Origin of the sequence: Bifidobacterium sp. ESL0728, assembly GCF_029392015.1 — a bacterium.
GTDB lineage: Bacteria > Actinomycetota > Actinomycetes > Actinomycetales > Bifidobacteriaceae > Bifidobacterium.
In genome coordinates, this window is sequence record NZ_CP113925.1 from 1,889,507 (window position 1) to 1,906,149 (window position 16,643).

Below are 16,643 nucleotides of genomic sequence, written 5' to 3' on the forward strand. Positions count from 1 at the left end.
CGGCACTTTTACCGATATCAACGGCAAATATAAGCCGAATGAACACGACACATAATCTGGTGAGGAAACAAGATTCATAGTTGTTTCCTCACCGGATACGACACACCATGTCAGCCGCGGAACTGAGCAGCAATCTGCTGATCCGTTTCATCAAGGCTGGTGGCCGTATTGTCGAGCGCCGTAGCAATTTCATTAATGAGTTCACGGGCCTGAATGAAGCCGGGCTTCAATTGCTCATAGCGTGCAGCGTATGACTGGCTTGCAGCACCTTCCCACTCACCCTTCAACGTCTCCAGCAACCCGTTCATCGCAGTAATCACTTCATTAACTTTTTCGGCTTGTTGACGGTAATTGCCGGCCTGAGTATGCATCTCGTCCGGCGTAATTCGAATCTGTCCTGCCATCTTTATTTCCTTTCTTTGCCTCCCCCGGTTGGCCCGAAGGAGCTTGCGCCGGATTTCGACGCAAAATCTTTGATTGTGGCCTTTCGTCGGCCGCCATCACCCCAATTGCCAATGAAGGCACACAGTGACGGCAGCCGGCGAAGAGTGACGCGCCTATTTGGCGTGCCGGAAGACGTTCCTCCGGTAGGCGACGGACCTGCGACGGCGCACCGCTGCGACCACGCCGATGACGCCAAGCGCCACCACGATGATGCCGGCGAAGACCAGTGGCAGCAGCAGCCCGCGTGCCATCATGTAGGCCCACCAGCTTGTGGCCACCACGATTCCTGAGTAGACGGTCTTGCTGCGATTGCCGGCCATATCGGTGGATACGACCTCCACGACGTGCTCGTGCTGGTCGGCATCGAGGCGCCAACTCATCGGAGACAGCGTGCCCTTGCCCTTCCACTGCCCCACGGTTTGCCCGTCGACCTTGAGCTCGGCCGATTTGAGCGCCACGTCATCCTTAGCGTCGACCACGAGGTCGCGCGAAGGCGCATAGACCACGGCGTTGCTCTTGAGCTCGTCCACAGAAGCCGTCGGGTTATGCTGGTCCACCGCGAAGTTGACCTGGGCGTCACCGTTGCGCGTCTCGTTCTTCTTGTTCATCGTGTTCTGCGAAAGGTTGCCTGCGGCGTCGACCGAGGTCAGACGCAGCCGGTAATAGCCGTCGGCGTTGAAGAGACTGGCCGGGAAATCATAGGTGTCTTCCTGCCAGCCGCTGGTCTGGTCGCTGACCATCCGGTAGTCCTTGCCCAACGAGATCTGCGAAACGTCCTGGTTGTGCACCAGTTCCGTATGCGACTTGTCGAAGTTCAGGCCGCTGACGTTGATTTCGGTGACATGCACCTCCTGCGGGGCCTTGATATAGCGACCCAGAATGTTCTGAGTGGCTCCGTCGAGGATGTAGTTGGAGCCGAAGCGGTTCAGGCTGAACACTACCTTCTGCTCGCTCTCGTTGCCGGCCTTGTCCTTGACCTTCGCGTCGAGCGTGTAGACGTCGTCGTTGTCGACGGTGTGCTCCACGTCCGGCAGAGCGACGGACTTTGACGTGTTGCTGTCCTGCTCCTTGCTTTGAAGGAAGACGTCGTTGGTGTTCGACTTGCCGCGCTTCGCGTTCTGGTCCTTCTTGCCCGGGTCAGGGTCTCTGGTGCGCGTCAGGGTGTAATCGGCGTCCATCGGGTCGAAATTGGTGTCGCTGAAATCGATCTGCGGCGTCACCTTGCCCGCGTAGGCGGTCTTGTCAGAAACCTGACTGATCGCCAGTTTCGGTTTGGTCATATCGATGATGAATTCGGGCTCCTCGACGGCCTCGGCGGTGTTTCCCGCCAGGTCGGTGGCCGTCACCTTGATCGAGTAGTGCAGCTCACCGGTGAACGGAACCGAAGTGGTGCGTTCGTAATCCTTGCTTGCCTCCGACCAGGGGGCCGCCGCCGGAGGGGCGACGGAAACCCCGTTGGCGTCCTTCGCGATTACGGTCACTGCGGTGTCGGCAGGGCTGAAGTTGCGTTCCGTCTGTTTGATGCTTGCGGTGCGCACGGCCTTGTAGTAGTTGCCGTTCTCGGCGGAGTTGTTGTCGAATTTCATCTCGAGCACCGGCTTTTGCGTGTCAATGGTGAATTCGTCGTGGAACGGGACGGCCACATGGCCGGCGGGATCGGTCAGCGAAACGTCGAAGGCCCAGTCGGCGTCATGGTCGCAAGGTACCTGCGCCACCCACGTCGAACCGTCCTTGCTCGGGTTGGCGAACTTGTCGGCATCGACCGTCATCTTCGAGCCGTCGGCCTGGGTAACGACGATATCGCGGTATTTGTCGTTGGCCTTGATGAAGTCGAAGTTCGATTCGTTGATGGTCACCGTCGCCGTGCGATTGGCTTTATAATACTTGCCGTTGCGCACGTTGTTGTTGTCGTAGACCACACCGATCGTCGGCGTCTTGGTGTCGATGGCGATACCCGTGGTACCCTTCGGCAAGTTGGAAAGCAGCTTGGGCTTGTCCTTGTCCGACACATAGCCGGAAGGCATCACTGTGTCGCCCAAGTCCAGCGAGCTTACGTTGCCGGCCCTGTCGCTGATGTGCAGCGTCGAGCCCTTGAGCGTCAGCCGCTCGGAATCGTCGCCGAAACTCACCGACACATCTGTCTGGTGGCCATCTCTGTCGCTGCTGGTCTTCTGATAGGCAGGATGTTCCACGCCGGCTTGCTGGAAATTGCCGTTGAACGCGAACTGCGACTCGCCCGAGCACTTCGGGTCATTGACGTTGCATACCCCGGAAACCTCGTCCTCCGTCGTAGCCGTGAAGCTTTCCGGTCCGGGGCCGGCAGCAAATACCCATCCCCATTGGGCCGGGCCTGTCTGGCTGAACCTGAGATCCTTGAACTGTGGATCGGTGTAGTCGATGCCGAACGTCTGGTGCGCGCTGGCCTGCGGATCCGAATCGGTGGCCGGCGTTCCGCCGACCGAACGATAGTTGAGCCCGAGAGCATACGTGCCTTCTACAGACCAGCCTGCATGGCTCCCTTTCTGGGCAGCGGGCATGGCCACCTCGGCGGTCCAAGTATCTGGATCCGTCGTGGACCGGGAGAAGGAATTCGTCGTCAGAGGCGTGCCGAATGAAGCGTCGTTTTCTGCCCCACCGGCAATCCCATGCGTGAACAATTCAAGTTTCTGCACACTTGCTGGATTATCAGGGTCACCGGGTTTGTTGAGGCTCTTGAGTTGCTGCACCACATCGAACCATTTGTCGGTTACCGACAGTGTCGCCGAAACCGAGCCACGGTGCCACTGCAGGTGCGAAGCCGGTTCCAAGTTGCCGGCACCTCGTGATTGGTCCTTGACATCATGAATTTTCATCGATTGCGTCGGCTTATTGTTCGGCCCGACAAACACAATCATCCCGTAGTTGGATTTTGCGATCCCGTCGCCGCCCTCGTCGAGCTTGATCTCGGAATGGTTTCCTGCCTCATCGCAGACCTGCACCTGCATATCCTTGACGAGGTAGACTCCATCCTGATTGAATTCGACATCGATTGTGCCGTCCGCTCCAGCGACTGCACTCACAGAGGTCGTCTTCCCTGGCTTCGCCTCAGGAGAACCGGAAAGGGCATTCGCAGCGTCATCATAATTGCCATAACGCAGGGCCGTGAACTTGAATTTATTTTGGTCGGCGCCCGAGACGGACAAGTCAGTATTGGCTGCAATCGAGCTCGTGTCACTTGGCAGATCCTGCTCGGAAAGGTTATAGGAAATCTGCGTCGGATGATTTGCATCAGCCGTCGGATACGTTACTATGACCTTTGAGCCTTTCGTCATCGTGAATGAGTTGCGTTGAAGCCACTTCGATTCCAGCTGTGTCTCTTTCAGCGTCACTTTGGGAGCGGTGTAGTCGATGCCGAACGTCACATGTGTATCGGTCAGGTAGATTTTCGATCCGGCATTATCATTGACCGAACTCAAGCTGCCTGCTATCGGCTCATAAGAGAAATTCAATTCATAACTACCCTCAACCGATTTCCCGTTGCCGGTTTTGGGAATCAAAACCGGAATCGTTGTCGTGTCTTCATAAACAGTATGCGTCTCATCAAGCTGTGGATGTTTGTCAGAAGTAGGCCCCGATGCTACCCAAAGGGGATTGCTCGGATCATTATTCTTTCCCAGCTTCCTAGCGACACCGAACCAATGATCTTGAACAGTCACGCTCGGAGCCACAGAGCAACGGAACCAGCCCGTAGCGGGACCGTTACCTTCGAAATCGGATTGCTCGCAGCTGCCACCAGTGTCCGCAACCTTCGCGAACGTGACACGAGCAGTTTTCTTTACATTATCTTTGGGCACATCCGCCACGAGCAAATCAAAGTGGTAAACGCCCAGAGGCGTCTGATCATCTGCCACGCTTCCGGTAGTAGTGCTTGAGCCAGCAGGCTTTTTCGCTAATTTTATATCGGCAACATTCCCCGCCTTATCGGTAGCAGTCACTTCCATCTCTGAAAGCAAATACGCGCCGTCACTGCTAAATGAGACTGAAAAACCGCCCGGGATAGAACTAACATCCACTCCGTCTTTGGCGACGGGAACTATGATGCTTGACGAGTCTGGCAGCAACTTGGCAATATCCAAACTCACGGTCTCAACGTCACCGCTATTCACCGGCCCGCCTTCCAGCCTGTTCTTCAGAGCGGCGTAAGTCTTATAACGCTTGAACTTGAAGCCTATTTTAGGTGATTCCGACCCCGTTGCCGCACTCCAATCAATGCCGGAAGTTCCGGCTGCATCAGAATGATTCGGCGTCTGTGAAGAAGAAGCGGGGCACTCTCCAGATGACGTTCCAAGCAAATCGCAGACATGAATCTGCAGCTGCGCCATTACCGGATTGCCTTGATTATCCTTCGGGTTTGTCGCCAGACCCTCGACTCCATTAAGCGTAAAATCATTCTTGGATTGAGCCGGATTGTTGATTATTCTCGACATGCTGATTGTCGGAGCACTGCCATCAACCAAGACATTGACCGACGTTAGGCCAAACGAATGATGATCACTACCTAATGTAACCCCAAAAACAGGATAGACAGACGTATATCTTCCCTCTTCCAAAAAAAGTGGTTGAGGAGTTGACATGGTTTTACATTCGGAATCAGCACATAACTTACTTTCTGGAGACTTAACAACTTGGCCATCACTAGAAGTGTATTCATACGACAAAGTAGGTTGAAGATCATCAAAAGTCTGTATATCAAACTGTTTAGCGAATTGTACAGTGACTATCACTTTCTGTGTTTTGGCAATGAGGTTATCCTTATCTTTCCCATTGGAACATTTTTCTCCCCCATTCAACTCACAATATGGCTGTTGACCTGAAGAGGACCCGTCACCTACAGAAATAGAAATTTTCTGCGATAATTCTTTTTCATTGGGAATTTGGTACAGTTTCCAGTGCGTTATATTCATTGTGGAAAAAGGCGCGAGCTGACTTAAAGAAACCGAATCGCTTTTATTGCCCACACGGTCAACCGATGAAATTTTCAATTTGGAAAGATCAATGACAAGGGCTAGCCTTTTATCATTTGGGAGTGAAGAAAAATTATATCCCATCTTCACGAACTCAGCCCCATTCAATTCAAACTGATAGCAGTCAGGGTCTTCTTTGATTTGGCATGAGACAGCTGGGATGACGCCAGAAACATCATTGGAATTGGAAGGATAGGTCACTGAAATATTTGCAGAGCCAGAATCAGAACTGGTAGCATTATCAGGGGCATGAAGCCTAATCACTATACCGAAATTGCTCGATGACGGTACATCATCATTCGGATGAGATAAATTAACCGTAGTGTCATTGTCACCTGCATACACCAAACCATTCTGCTGAAGAATAGAAGGAGACTGAGGCTTTGCCGTATCCTGCTCAACCGGAATCACGACAATCTCGCCTGCATTGAATTCAAAGGATAACGACTCATTCACCTTGATGGATATAGGAGCACCAAGTTGAATGAAAACCGCAGAATTCTCAGGACTTATCGAGGTTTCGCTTAAATCAGCGGATTGCGCTGGTTGCGATGAACTGCTTGGTTGAAAATCAGATGGACTATTGGACACCTTAAGAGAACTTGCAGTACAGTATTCCGGTACATCTCCTTTTTTCACCTGAACCTTCAGTGTGTCATTTTGAGCCCGCCAGACCCGCAAGTGGCTCGAATTCTGCTCGTTTACCTTCCAATCACCTGACACATAGGCATCCTTGGCATCATCGCCCTGCCCGTTATGTGTCTGGATGCTGATGCACTTCCTCAAATCAGGCTGATCATTCAGACCCGTATTATATGGAGCCAGTTTGTATGTTCCAAGATCGATCGGTTGGTCTCTATTCGATATGGAAGAACCACCCTGATTGTCATTACTTGTTGCTTGTTGTGCGCTCTTGGTTTCATGCTGAATATTGGCAGTTCCTGATTGATTCTGAGTGTCACTACTCGCTTGGTCGGCGTTCCCAACAGCTGACGCAACAGCTGGCATTGCCATGCCTAAAGCGGCAAAGACGACAGCAACGAGCAGCAGACGACGCTTACTTTTTGTACGCGTGTATTTTCTTTTCATCATCAATCCCCAGTTTTATTGGTTTTAAACAGATACAAATTCCCAAGAGCTCTGATTGCGCCTTATTGTCAAAAGACGCAATCAGTTCACACCATCAGAAATGAAAGCCGACTCACACCCGACGACGAACCAGCAAGAGGCCAATACCGGCCGACAACAGAAGCAACGCCGCACCGGACACGCCCAAGACACCGGCACCCGTCTGCGCAAGACTCCCCGGAGCCTTCGCCTTGGCACCCGATTTCATGGCAGGCTTCGCAGCAGGCTTACCAACAGGCTTCACACCATCAACTGGCTTCGCAACAGGAGAAGGAGCCACAGGAGCAGGATTCACCGGAGCCTGCGGAACGGCAGGGCCTGAAGTAGAATACGTCCCCGCGGCATGATAATAGTAAGCATAATCATCGGGATCCCAGTTAGAATCACTGGGGAAATGATAAGCAGCTTCGATGCTGATTTCATCGCCTTCCTTAAGCCCGGACCAGCTCACCACACCGGTAACCGGATCGAACGTGCCGGAACTAGGCGTAATTTCACGAGGTTTGATGTACTCGCCGTCAAACCCCCGAGGGGCCTGAAGCCACGTCGCCGATGGAGCGGAGGATGCGAACTGGCCGGCAAGAGGATTCGAGCCAATACCAGTATCGGGGTCATCCCAACTCAGTTGCGCCGCAACCCCCTTCAAAGGCCGAAGATCACTGATATGATTCTCCCAAGCATGTATAAACCGAAGCTTCGTCAAACCGGACAACGGCGTGATATCGGTGACGTTAGAACGGTCCAGACGCAGCGCCTCAAGATTGGTAAGCCCGCTAAGCGGAGTGAGATCAGAGATTCCACTATAGTCAAAGTCCAGCCTAACCAATTGCGTCATGCCGGCCAGCGGAGATAAGTCAGTAATCGGAGAATGCTCAAAAGTAATTTTTGTCAAATGCCTGAGTCCCGACAAAGGAGACAAATCAGTAACACCGCTACTACCAGAATCAATAGTGGCCAGATTAGTAAGATACTGGGCACCTTCCAAAGAGCGATAAAAACCACCTATCTCAGTGACCTTGTCAACGATATGCTGCGAAAACACATCGCCGACAGCGACCCCACCCTTGGCCGCCACATCTTTTGCGAGCTGTGCGTCCGGGAAGCACTGGGCGATGGTGCTCGTGCCCACCACGCAGTTGCCCCTCGTCTCCACGGCATTCGCCGTACCCGGCACCAGCATCGCCACGGCAGCCACGCCCGCGGCACAGGCCGCCAACGACCTGCGCACGCCTTTCCTCGAAAACCCCATCTTCTTTTCCTTTCAATCAACCGGCCAGACCAAAAACCACTCAGACCCGCCCGAAACCAACAAACTGCAAATCTCAAAAAACAAGTAGCCAACCACCAGCACAATCAAACGGAAGCGCTACCTGCACAATCCCGTCATCGTCGGCCACCACCTTTCGGCTCGCTGCCATGCAGCAATGTCGTCGCGGACTCTTCATCGCTGTCATCTGTCGAACGAGCGGAAGCACCACCAAGCAACGTCGTCGCAGACTCTTCGTCGCCGGTATCTGCCGAACGAGCGGAAGCACCACCAAGCAAAGTCGTTGAAGGCTCTTCGTCGCCGTCGCCCTCCGAACGGGCGGAAGCACCACCAAGCAAAGTCGTCGCAGACTCTCCATCATCGCCATCCGATGCCTTATGAGGCGAAACAGGCTTGCCCTTCTTCGGACCCTCAAGCAGGCTGGCCGCGCCCTCTTCGTCGTCGTCAACGTCTGCTTGCTCGTCCCGCCCAAGCAGAGTGGTTGAAAGCCCTTCCTCTTCATCCGCCTCGCCACCCTCGGCTTGCGGACTTTGATTGAGCAACGTGGTTCCCACGTTTTCCTCATCCTCTGAAGCAGCAGAGGGCTCAGCAGATATCGAATCCTCAACGGAGAGAGAACTGCTGTCCAACGGCTCCGAATCAGAGCCGCCGCGTATCTGGCTGGCGCGCCAAGGCGTCTCTTTCTCCTGCGCTTCGGAGCGCCTGGAATCCACCTTCCAGCGACCGCTTTCGCGTCGAAGCTCGGCGATGCGGCGCTCTGCGGTCTTGCCGGTCAATGTGTCACGAATGGCCCTGATGTTCCAAGCGAAATACAGAATGACGGCCAGAATGGCGCAGACCACGGCAAGCGAGAACAGCACGACCGCGGTAATCTTGAATCCTGAACTCATAGTCTGGTCTCCTTTCCGCCGTTATTGGCGGCACCGCCGGCACCATTGGTCCCTGCGATATCCACGAATGCCTCAGCCACCGCCTGCCGCGCCGGAGCGACGGCATCAATAGCCTGCTGCTTCGCCTGCCGCAACTTGGCCGTGGTCGGGTCGACACTTTGCGATAGGTCCTGCGCCAAGTCGATGGCCTTGTTCAATTGCTCTTGGGTGACGCCGTCAGCACGGAACTTGCGCGGGTAAGTACGCAAAGCCCCGAGCACGGTGTTGACGGTGGAAAGTTTCATTACGTCGTTGTTGCTCGGCTGCATCATATGCATCAGCGAGTCCAGATTCTTGAAATACGGCGCATATTTTCCGGCGTCCGACCCCTCGTTGATCAACGGGACTATCGAGGTATTGAAATCGGCGATGGTTGCGTACAACCGGGCCAGTTTCTGGTCCTTGAAACTCGTTCTGCCGGCTTCGTTCATCCAATGTGAAGCGGCGGTGATACGCAAATACTGCGCCTGCGCGGTGGGATCGCTTCCCATGTCCGGACTCTTCGAGGGGTCAACCGAATAGTAGTACCAATAAAGTTTGCCCACATCGAAGCAAAGACGTCCCCAATTCTCGCCCTGCTTCTGCAGGACCGAGGAATGGTCATCGAGCGATTGCTGCAACTGATGTTCCTCGGAAGCACTGAACACCCCGTCGGATTCATAACGTTTGATCAACCCCTCATAAGGATCGATGGCACTTGGCCTGATGTTCGCAGCGGTGACGTAATGTGCGTCGGCGGCATTGTTATCGGTCGCCTGTGCCGCCAGACTCATCTGTAGGTCGTAATTCGAATTCGCGTTGACCGCTCCGGCCGCCAGCGTGGCACCGCCTGCAACCAAAGCGACGACGCTCGCCACGCACAACACGCAGAACGCACGCCATTTGAACTGCATGGTCTTGCGTCGTTTCGCGTCCCTGTCGGAGTAATGCTCAAGGTCGTAGGCGAATTGCGCGCAATCCTGATAGCGCTGGTCCGGGTCGCGCTGCATGGCCTTGCTCAACACACGTTCCAGACCCACGGAGGCCGACGGCAGAACCTGACGCAACGGAGCCGCCTTGTAAGGCTCGCCTTCGATCGGCTTGCCGGTAAGCAAGACATAGAGCAACGCACCCAGACCATAGACATCAGTACGCGCATCGCAGCGGCCGAACTCGTCGTACTGCTCGGGAGCGGCATAACCCGGCGTTCCCATTCGCGCCTCATAATCTTTGGGCAGCTCTCCGCGTTTCGGCGGCATTTCGCAGGCGATGCCGAAATCGATGATGCGGACGGCGCCTTCCGGCGTCACCATGACGTTCGAGGGTTTCATATCGCGGTAGACGATGGGCGGGATGCGCTGGTGCAGGTAGTCGAGGGCGTCGCACAGCTGGATGCCCCACGCGGCCACCCGCTCCTCGTTTTGCGCGCCTTCCTTGGCAATCAGCGCGGAAAGCGTCTCGCCTTCGATATAGTCCATGACGATATAGAGACTGCCGTTTTCCTCGATCAGATCGACGATACGGGGTATGGCCGGATGGTCGAAGGTCTTGATGAGGTTGGCCTCGCTGATCAGGCCGTCGATGATGAACTTGCGCTGTTCCTTGTCCGGGATATGGCGAATCTCCTTGACGGCCCACTGCTTGTGCAGCGTGGCATCAAGTGCCAGATACACGGTGGACATCCCGCCGTGCCCAATTTCCGTCAGCAACTCGTAACGTTTGCCGACCAGTCTATTACCGCTATCCGCCACCTGTTTCTCCCCCTACAAGGTTTCGCCTACCCTGGCCGAAACGAAGTATCCGATATCAATCGATTACAGCTGAAATATAAATTATCACATTATGATGACCATTATTAGTATATATAGCTTTCTGCGCAACTAAACAACCTGTCACACCGCCAATCGGCACGTAGATTCCCCGACACCCCGCTGGGCAACGGTTGCGCTAAGCTTAATAAGGTTTACGGGCGATTAGCTCAGCTGGCTAGAGCGCCACCTTTACACGGTGGATGTCGGGGGTTCGAGCCCCTCATCGCCCACGTTCCCGAGTTCTTTCGCTTCCAATGTTTTCTCAGACAGACAAGCAGATACATTGCCATTCTGGCCGGTTTTGGCCCAGAATAACGCCAAAATTACGCATTAGTGAACATTGCCTTTAACGGATTATCGATTCTTGCAATAGCAGTTTGTCCAAAAATAGAACAGATAAGGCATGTTTCCGGACTTTTCTGGCATAATGAAATTTGTGCAGCAATGAGGCAAAATCCCCCTGACTGCGCAATCCGCGAAATCCCACTTTTTACAAAGGCGGGCGGAGCGGAAGCAACCTGCCACATTCCAGGCAGTCAACGAGTATTAAAAGGAGTTCGAAATGGCTGAACCATTTAAAGCCGACACATCCAACCCTGCAATCGTGCAGAGTTCGTCGGATCTGTTCAATGCACCCATCGCCGAAGCGGACCCTGAAATCTCGTCGCTGATCGACGATGAACTCAAGCGCCAACAGAACGGCCTTGAGATGATCGCTTCCGAAAACTTCGTGCCCCGCGCAGTCCTCGACGCGCAGGGTTCCGTACTGACCAACAAATATGCGGAAGGCTATCCCGGGCGCCGCTACTACGGCGGCTGCGAGTTCGTCGACGGCATCGAGACGCTCGCGCGCAACCGAGCCAAGGAACTCTTCGGAGCGGAATTCGCCAACGTGCAGCCTCATTCTGGCGCGCAGGCCAACGCCGCCGTCTATCAAGCGCTCATCAAGCCCGGCGACACCGTTCTCGGCCTGGCGCTGGACCATGGCGGCCACCTGACCCACGGCACCAAGATGAACTTCTCGGGCAAGTTCTACCACGCCGAATCCTACGGCGTGAACCCCGACACCTTCCTTATCGATCCCGAAATCATCCGCCAGCGCGCACTTGAGGTGCACCCACAGCTCATCATCGGAGGCTGGAGCGCCTACCCGCGCATCGAGGACTTCAAGGCGATGAAGGAGATCGCCGATGAGGTCGGTGCGAAATTCTGGGTCGACATGGCCCACTTCGCCGGTATGGTCGCCGCCAAGCTGCATCCGAGCCCCGTCCCCTACGCCGACGTCGTCTCCTCAACCGCGCACAAGACGCTGGGCGGGCCGCGTTCCGGCTTCATTCTGGCCAAGAAGGAATACGGCAAGAAGATCAATTCCGCCGTCTTCCCCGGCCAGCAGGGCGGGCCGCTGATGCACATCATCGCCGCGAAGGCCGTGGCTTTCAAGGTCGCTGGCACCGAGGCATTCAAGCATCGTATGGAGCGCACGCTGGAAGGCGCAAAGATTCTCGCCGACCGACTCAACGCCGATGACGTCAAGGCCCAGGGCATCACCGTTCTGACCGGCGGCACCGACGTGCATCTGGTCATGGTCGATCTGCGCAACAGCGAGATGGACGGGCAGCAGGGTGAGAATCTGCTGGCTCAATGTGGCATCACCGTCAACCGCAACACCGTGCCCTTCGATCCGCGCCCGGCTTCCGTGGCTTCCGGCCTGCGCATCGGCACTTCGGCTCTGGCCACTCGTGGCTTCGCCGCCCCGCAGTATGAAGAGGTCGCCGACATCATCGGCACCGCACTGGCGGCAGGCAACGATGCGGACGTTGAAGCGCTGCACGCCCGTGTCACCAAGCTGACCGAGGACTTCCCGCTTTACCCGGGACTGTAAATCACAGCTGAAACTCGATAATCAAAATCCCCACCGGTTCGTCACTGGTGGGGATTTTACGTTAGCCATCACCTTAGTTAGTCATCGTCTATCAATATGCAATACATGCGATAGCTCGAAATCAACTACGTACACAGAAAATGAAAGTCTTCGCCAACGAGATGTCGGTGAAGACTTTCGAATATACTCAAATTTTATTTGATAAAAGGCGATATATGCTAAACCCCTGTTCAGCGTCCTTTGCCGAAGGCACGTAGACGGATGCCGTTCCAATCATCGGAAACCGTCAGCGGCGTGGCCGCATTCATACCAGCGGTCTTGGCGGCGGACTGCACCGTGTTGGACGCAGTCGCACCCGGACGACCGGGCTTAGGGGTGAGGATCCAAAGCGGACCATCCTCGCCAATCACACCGTGTGCGTCCATGATGGTATCGGCCAAGGCGTCTTCATCGTCTCCATCGCGCCACCAAATGATGACGCCATCCACGGCAGAATCATAATCCTCATCGACCAGATCCTGACCGGTCAAATCCATAATCTTCTCTCGAGTGGATTCACTCACGTCGTCATCCCACAGCCATTCCTGCACGATGTCGCCTTTGTGGAAACCGAACTCTTCAGCGTTTTTTGATGCCGTTTCATTCACACTTCTAATATAGCAAAGATACGGAACAGCGCACGCAACGTCGTTGCGAGGTATCCACATTGCGGGCAATACCAGAGGTTTGCATCGGTCTACATTCGCCGGTTACATCCCTAATCAAAAGAATATTGTCCCCGAACGGGTTCGAGATGATAACCGTGGGTTCGCACCGGCTGCAACCTTGATATGGCATTGCAAACACGACGCAAAGGAACCCATCAGCGTCACAAACGCAACACAGCATTGCAAACACGACCCCAACCCGCCCAGACGCGACACAATCACAATAGAACATTGCAAACACGACGCAAAGGAACCCATCAGCGTCACGATTGCAATGTCCGATTACGATTGCGGCACTAGTTTGCTGTGCAATGAGGCAGACTGTCGGCCTTGCCTTGGCCGATGGCGACCAGAGAACGGTAAGCCTCATCCAGCGTCGAAACCTTGACATCGCGCAAGCCGTTGGGCACATGGCCCACGACTTCGTCGCAATTGGCGGCAGGGGCAAGGAAGTAGGTGGCGCCGTCGCGCTTGGCCGCGAGCATTTTCAACTGAATACCGCCGATTTTGCCGACCTTGCCTTTGCCGTCGATGGTGCCGGTGCCTGCTATCGTCTTGCCACCGGTCTCGTCGACCGGGGTGAGCTTGTTGATGACACCCAGCGCATACATCATGCCGGCAGACGGGCCGCCGATATCTTCGACGTGCATTTCCACCTTGGCACTGGATGCTCCAGCAATCTTGTGTTTGCGCGCGAAAGCGAGCGCCGCTGTACTGGCGGAATCCTGGGAACCGGTCATCTGCTTGGTGGCGGTCTTTTTATATTCCTGGGAGCTCTGGCCGACGGGGAAGACGGCCTCACTGGGCATGACCTGCTGCTGGGGGTCGATCCATGCGATCAGGGTCTGGATGCCGAGCGCCGGAGAACCGGGCACGCCCTGCGCGTTGACGGTGAGCAGCAGCAGTTTGCCACGGCTTTTGTGGGTGGTTGCGTCGGTGATGGCGATAACCTCTTTACCGTCCGCCTTGCCCAGCACGTCCTGGGTAGGGCCGGGCGTTTCGATGACGTAGGGGCTGGGGAGCAGCAATACCAGAAAACACAGCACCGCACAGATAAGCCCTGCAAAATAGCGCAAGGAATGACGCGAGCAGTAGCGGGTGAAGCGATGCCAGAGCCCGAGGTGGCTGCGAGCCGACATGGCAGTTTCGCCGCCCTCGTCGCCGGTATCGAAAAGAACATCGCCGTCGATATCGTTTGGATTCCCAGCACTCCCCTCGGCGCCGCTGCTCGTATCGGACGCATTGATAATACTGTTGAAATCGTCGCCTGCCACGGAAGGCGAATCCGCGACGCCTTCTGTCGCCTGCGCTATCGGCGTCTGATCGCTGGAATGCCCTTGGTCCTGATTGCTGCCTGCCATAACTCACCAGTATGCTGCCTCGTCCAGACTCTTGGGCGGCGGACCGGCAACAATGCCACAGCTTCGTCAAGCAACCACGCCAAATCGTCCACACCAACCACGAACCGGAACAATCGCGACACTCAAACACCACCCAACGCAGCAAATCATCCACTTGCACGGAATAGCGAAAACGGCGAAAACGAACATTGTGCAGCCGCCAAACAATCAAGAAACGACGGGCGAGGCAACCTGCCGCAATGCCGGTACGCGATTCTCCTCAGACAGCGGAAGATTTGGCCGATAAGACCATAGAAGACCATAATATGGAATCAACATACGCACGCTATATTGCTTAATAGGGCTTCAAGATAAAGGACAATACCGATGGACGAAAACGCGATACATCAATGGCTGATCGATTGCTTCGGTCAGATACAGGGCGACATGGCCTTCCAACAGCTGAACGCTCTGCCCGACGCGGTCAAAGACCAGCTCCTCGGTCAGGATCCGACCAAGCTGCCCAAACCCGCGGAAGTGAAAGCGCTGATGAACGCATTCACTACCAGCGGTCTCAACACGGTAGGTGACATGCAGCAGAGCGCGGACCAGGGGCCGGTCAACGTGAAGCTGGCAACCTCCCTGGCCCTGGCCATCGCCAACGACGAAGGCAGCGAGCAGACCGTCAGCGCAAGTGAAGGCGAAGCCGTGCGGCAGGCGATGAGCGAGGCGAATCTTTGGCTCGACACCGCCAGCAGCATCGACCCGGCACCGGGCGAGCCGCAGGTCTTCACCCGCGCCGATTGGGTGAACGCGACAGTCGATTCCTGGGCGAAATTCGCCAGCCCGGTCGAGCAATCCATGAGCGATGCACTTTCCAGCGTCGTTTCGGAGCGTTTCGGAGATGCCTTTGGAGATGGCGAAATCGCCGGAATCTTCGCCGGCCCCGTTCCTGTGCCGATTCCGGACAACATGAAAGATCCGGCCAACCTCATCAAGATTCTCGGCAACACGGCTTTCTCCACGCAGCTCGGGCATGCAGCCGGCCAGCTTTCGCACGAGGTGCGCGGCAGTTTCGACCAAGGCATCGCCTTGCAGAAAAATCCTGCCGGCGCGCTGATCGCCCAGAACTCCATCGAATATGCCAAGACGCTGGAAATCGACCAGTCCGAGGTGCTCGCTTTCCTGGCGCTTGAGGAAGTGGCCCACGCCCGCCTCTTCGCCCACGTGCCGTGGCTCATGCCCCGTTTCGAGGCCCTGATCGGCAAGTACGCGCGCGGCATCAATATCGATCTGGACGCCATGGAAGAGCAATTGCGCGACGCAACCTCGATGGACCCTGATTCGATTTCCGGAGCCGTGGACCTCACCAAGGTCGGCATTGCCGACACCCCGGAGCAGAAAGAGGCGCTCGAAAGCCTTGAAACGCTTCTGGCCCTGGTCGAAGGCTGGGTCGATGCGGTGACATGGAAGGCCGGAGTAGCCCATATTCCGCATATCGAGCAGCTACGCGAGATGCTGCGCCGCGAGCGCGCCGTCGGCGGACCGGCGGAACGCACCTTCGAAAACCTGCTCGGCATGGAATTGCGCCCCAAGCGCATGCGCGAGGCTGCAGACATCTGGGAGAAGATCGGCGCCGAAGAGGGCGACAAGGCCCGCGACGAGAAGTGGTCTCACCCAGACCTGCTGCCGAAGTTGCCGGATGCCAGCGGCGAGAAAACGGAAATCGCCGAAACGGGAACCTCGGAATCCCGTAACAATACGAATCCGGACGCGAACATCACCACGTTTGCCGCCGATGGCACCAATACCTCAGCAAGCAAGCCCGGCATCGACTGGGACGCCGAACTCGAGAAACTGCTCGACGCGCAGGGCGATGACGATGAGAGCGCTGATGATGCCGACGGAATCGATAAAGACGGCGACGGGAAGGACAAGAACAACGGTTCGTCGAAGCCTGACGATTCGCAGAAACCCGATAACACAAACGGAACAACCGGGAATGCCGATGGCAGTGAATCCGATGAAAGCGACAACCCACAAGGCTGAAAGCACAACTGCCAAACCGTTTAAAGACGAAATTGAACGCTGAAACGGCAGAAAGGTCGTTATCGACTTGTTACAAGTCGATAACGACCTTTCTTATTGCCTTA

At 55.6% G+C, this 16,643-nt stretch carries 9 protein-coding genes and 1 tRNA gene; 3 read left to right on the forward strand and 7 right to left on the reverse strand.

The genetic code is table 11. The annotated features are described in order from the left end of the window. Window positions 1–110: 110 nt before the first annotated feature. The 5 genes from OZX67_RS07215 to OZX67_RS07235 form a co-directional block, all read right to left on the reverse strand. On the reverse strand, window positions 111–404 hold the full coding sequence (locus tag OZX67_RS07215) for a WXG100 family type VII secretion target (RefSeq protein ID WP_277142092.1): 294 nt from the start codon (window positions 402–404) through the stop codon (window positions 111–113). Between the two features lie 153 nt (window positions 405–557). Beyond that, window positions 558–4,910, reverse strand: coding sequence for a hypothetical protein (locus OZX67_RS07220; RefSeq protein ID WP_277142094.1), 4,353 nt, complete (start codon window positions 4,908–4,910; stop codon window positions 558–560). Window positions 4,911–6,648: 1,738 nt separating this feature from the next. Then, window positions 6,649–7,824 (reverse strand): hypothetical protein, encoded by a 1,176-nt coding sequence (locus tag OZX67_RS07225; protein WP_277142096.1) that lies wholly within the window; start codon window positions 7,822–7,824, stop codon window positions 6,649–6,651. Window positions 7,825–7,958: 134 nt separating this feature from the next. Continuing rightward, the gene (locus OZX67_RS07230) at window positions 7,959–8,732 is read right to left on the reverse strand and encodes a hypothetical protein (protein WP_277142098.1); all 774 of its coding nucleotides are present in this window, start codon (window positions 8,730–8,732) and stop codon (window positions 7,959–7,961) included. Next, complete coding sequence (locus tag OZX67_RS07235) at window positions 8,729–10,501, reverse strand: serine/threonine-protein kinase (RefSeq protein ID WP_277142100.1); 1,773 nt, start codon at window positions 10,499–10,501, stop codon at window positions 8,729–8,731. The genes OZX67_RS07230 and OZX67_RS07235 overlap by 4 nt, the downstream gene beginning before the upstream one ends. Before the next feature lie 216 nt (window positions 10,502–10,717). On the opposite strand from OZX67_RS07235, the gene OZX67_RS07240 reads away from it, so the two are divergent. Both OZX67_RS07240 and glyA read left to right on the forward strand, forming a co-directional pair. Then, window positions 10,718–10,791 (forward strand) — tRNA-Val (locus OZX67_RS07240). A gap of 332 nt (window positions 10,792–11,123) precedes the next feature. Then, the gene (glyA, locus tag OZX67_RS07245) at window positions 11,124–12,443 is read left to right on the forward strand and encodes a serine hydroxymethyltransferase (protein ID WP_277142102.1); all 1,320 of its coding nucleotides are present in this window, start codon (window positions 11,124–11,126) and stop codon (window positions 12,441–12,443) included. A 230-nt stretch (window positions 12,444–12,673) separates the two neighbouring features. On the opposite strand, the gene OZX67_RS07250 is transcribed toward glyA, so the two are convergent. Together OZX67_RS07250 and OZX67_RS07255 are read right to left on the reverse strand one after the other, a co-directional pair. Next, window positions 12,674–13,090 (reverse strand): DUF3052 domain-containing protein, encoded by a 417-nt coding sequence (locus OZX67_RS07250; protein ID WP_277142105.1) that lies wholly within the window; start codon window positions 13,088–13,090, stop codon window positions 12,674–12,676. Between the two features lie 356 nt (window positions 13,091–13,446). Beyond that, window positions 13,447–14,289: a S16 family serine protease gene (locus OZX67_RS07255; protein ID WP_277145022.1), complete on the reverse strand. Its 843-nt coding sequence runs from the start codon at window positions 14,287–14,289 to the stop codon at window positions 13,447–13,449. 588 nt (window positions 14,290–14,877) lie between these two features. Between OZX67_RS07255 and OZX67_RS07260 the strand changes: the two genes are divergently transcribed. Further along, window positions 14,878–16,539, forward strand: coding sequence for a zinc-dependent metalloprotease (locus OZX67_RS07260; protein WP_277142107.1), 1,662 nt, complete (start codon window positions 14,878–14,880; stop codon window positions 16,537–16,539). Window positions 16,540–16,643: the final 104 nt, after the last annotated feature.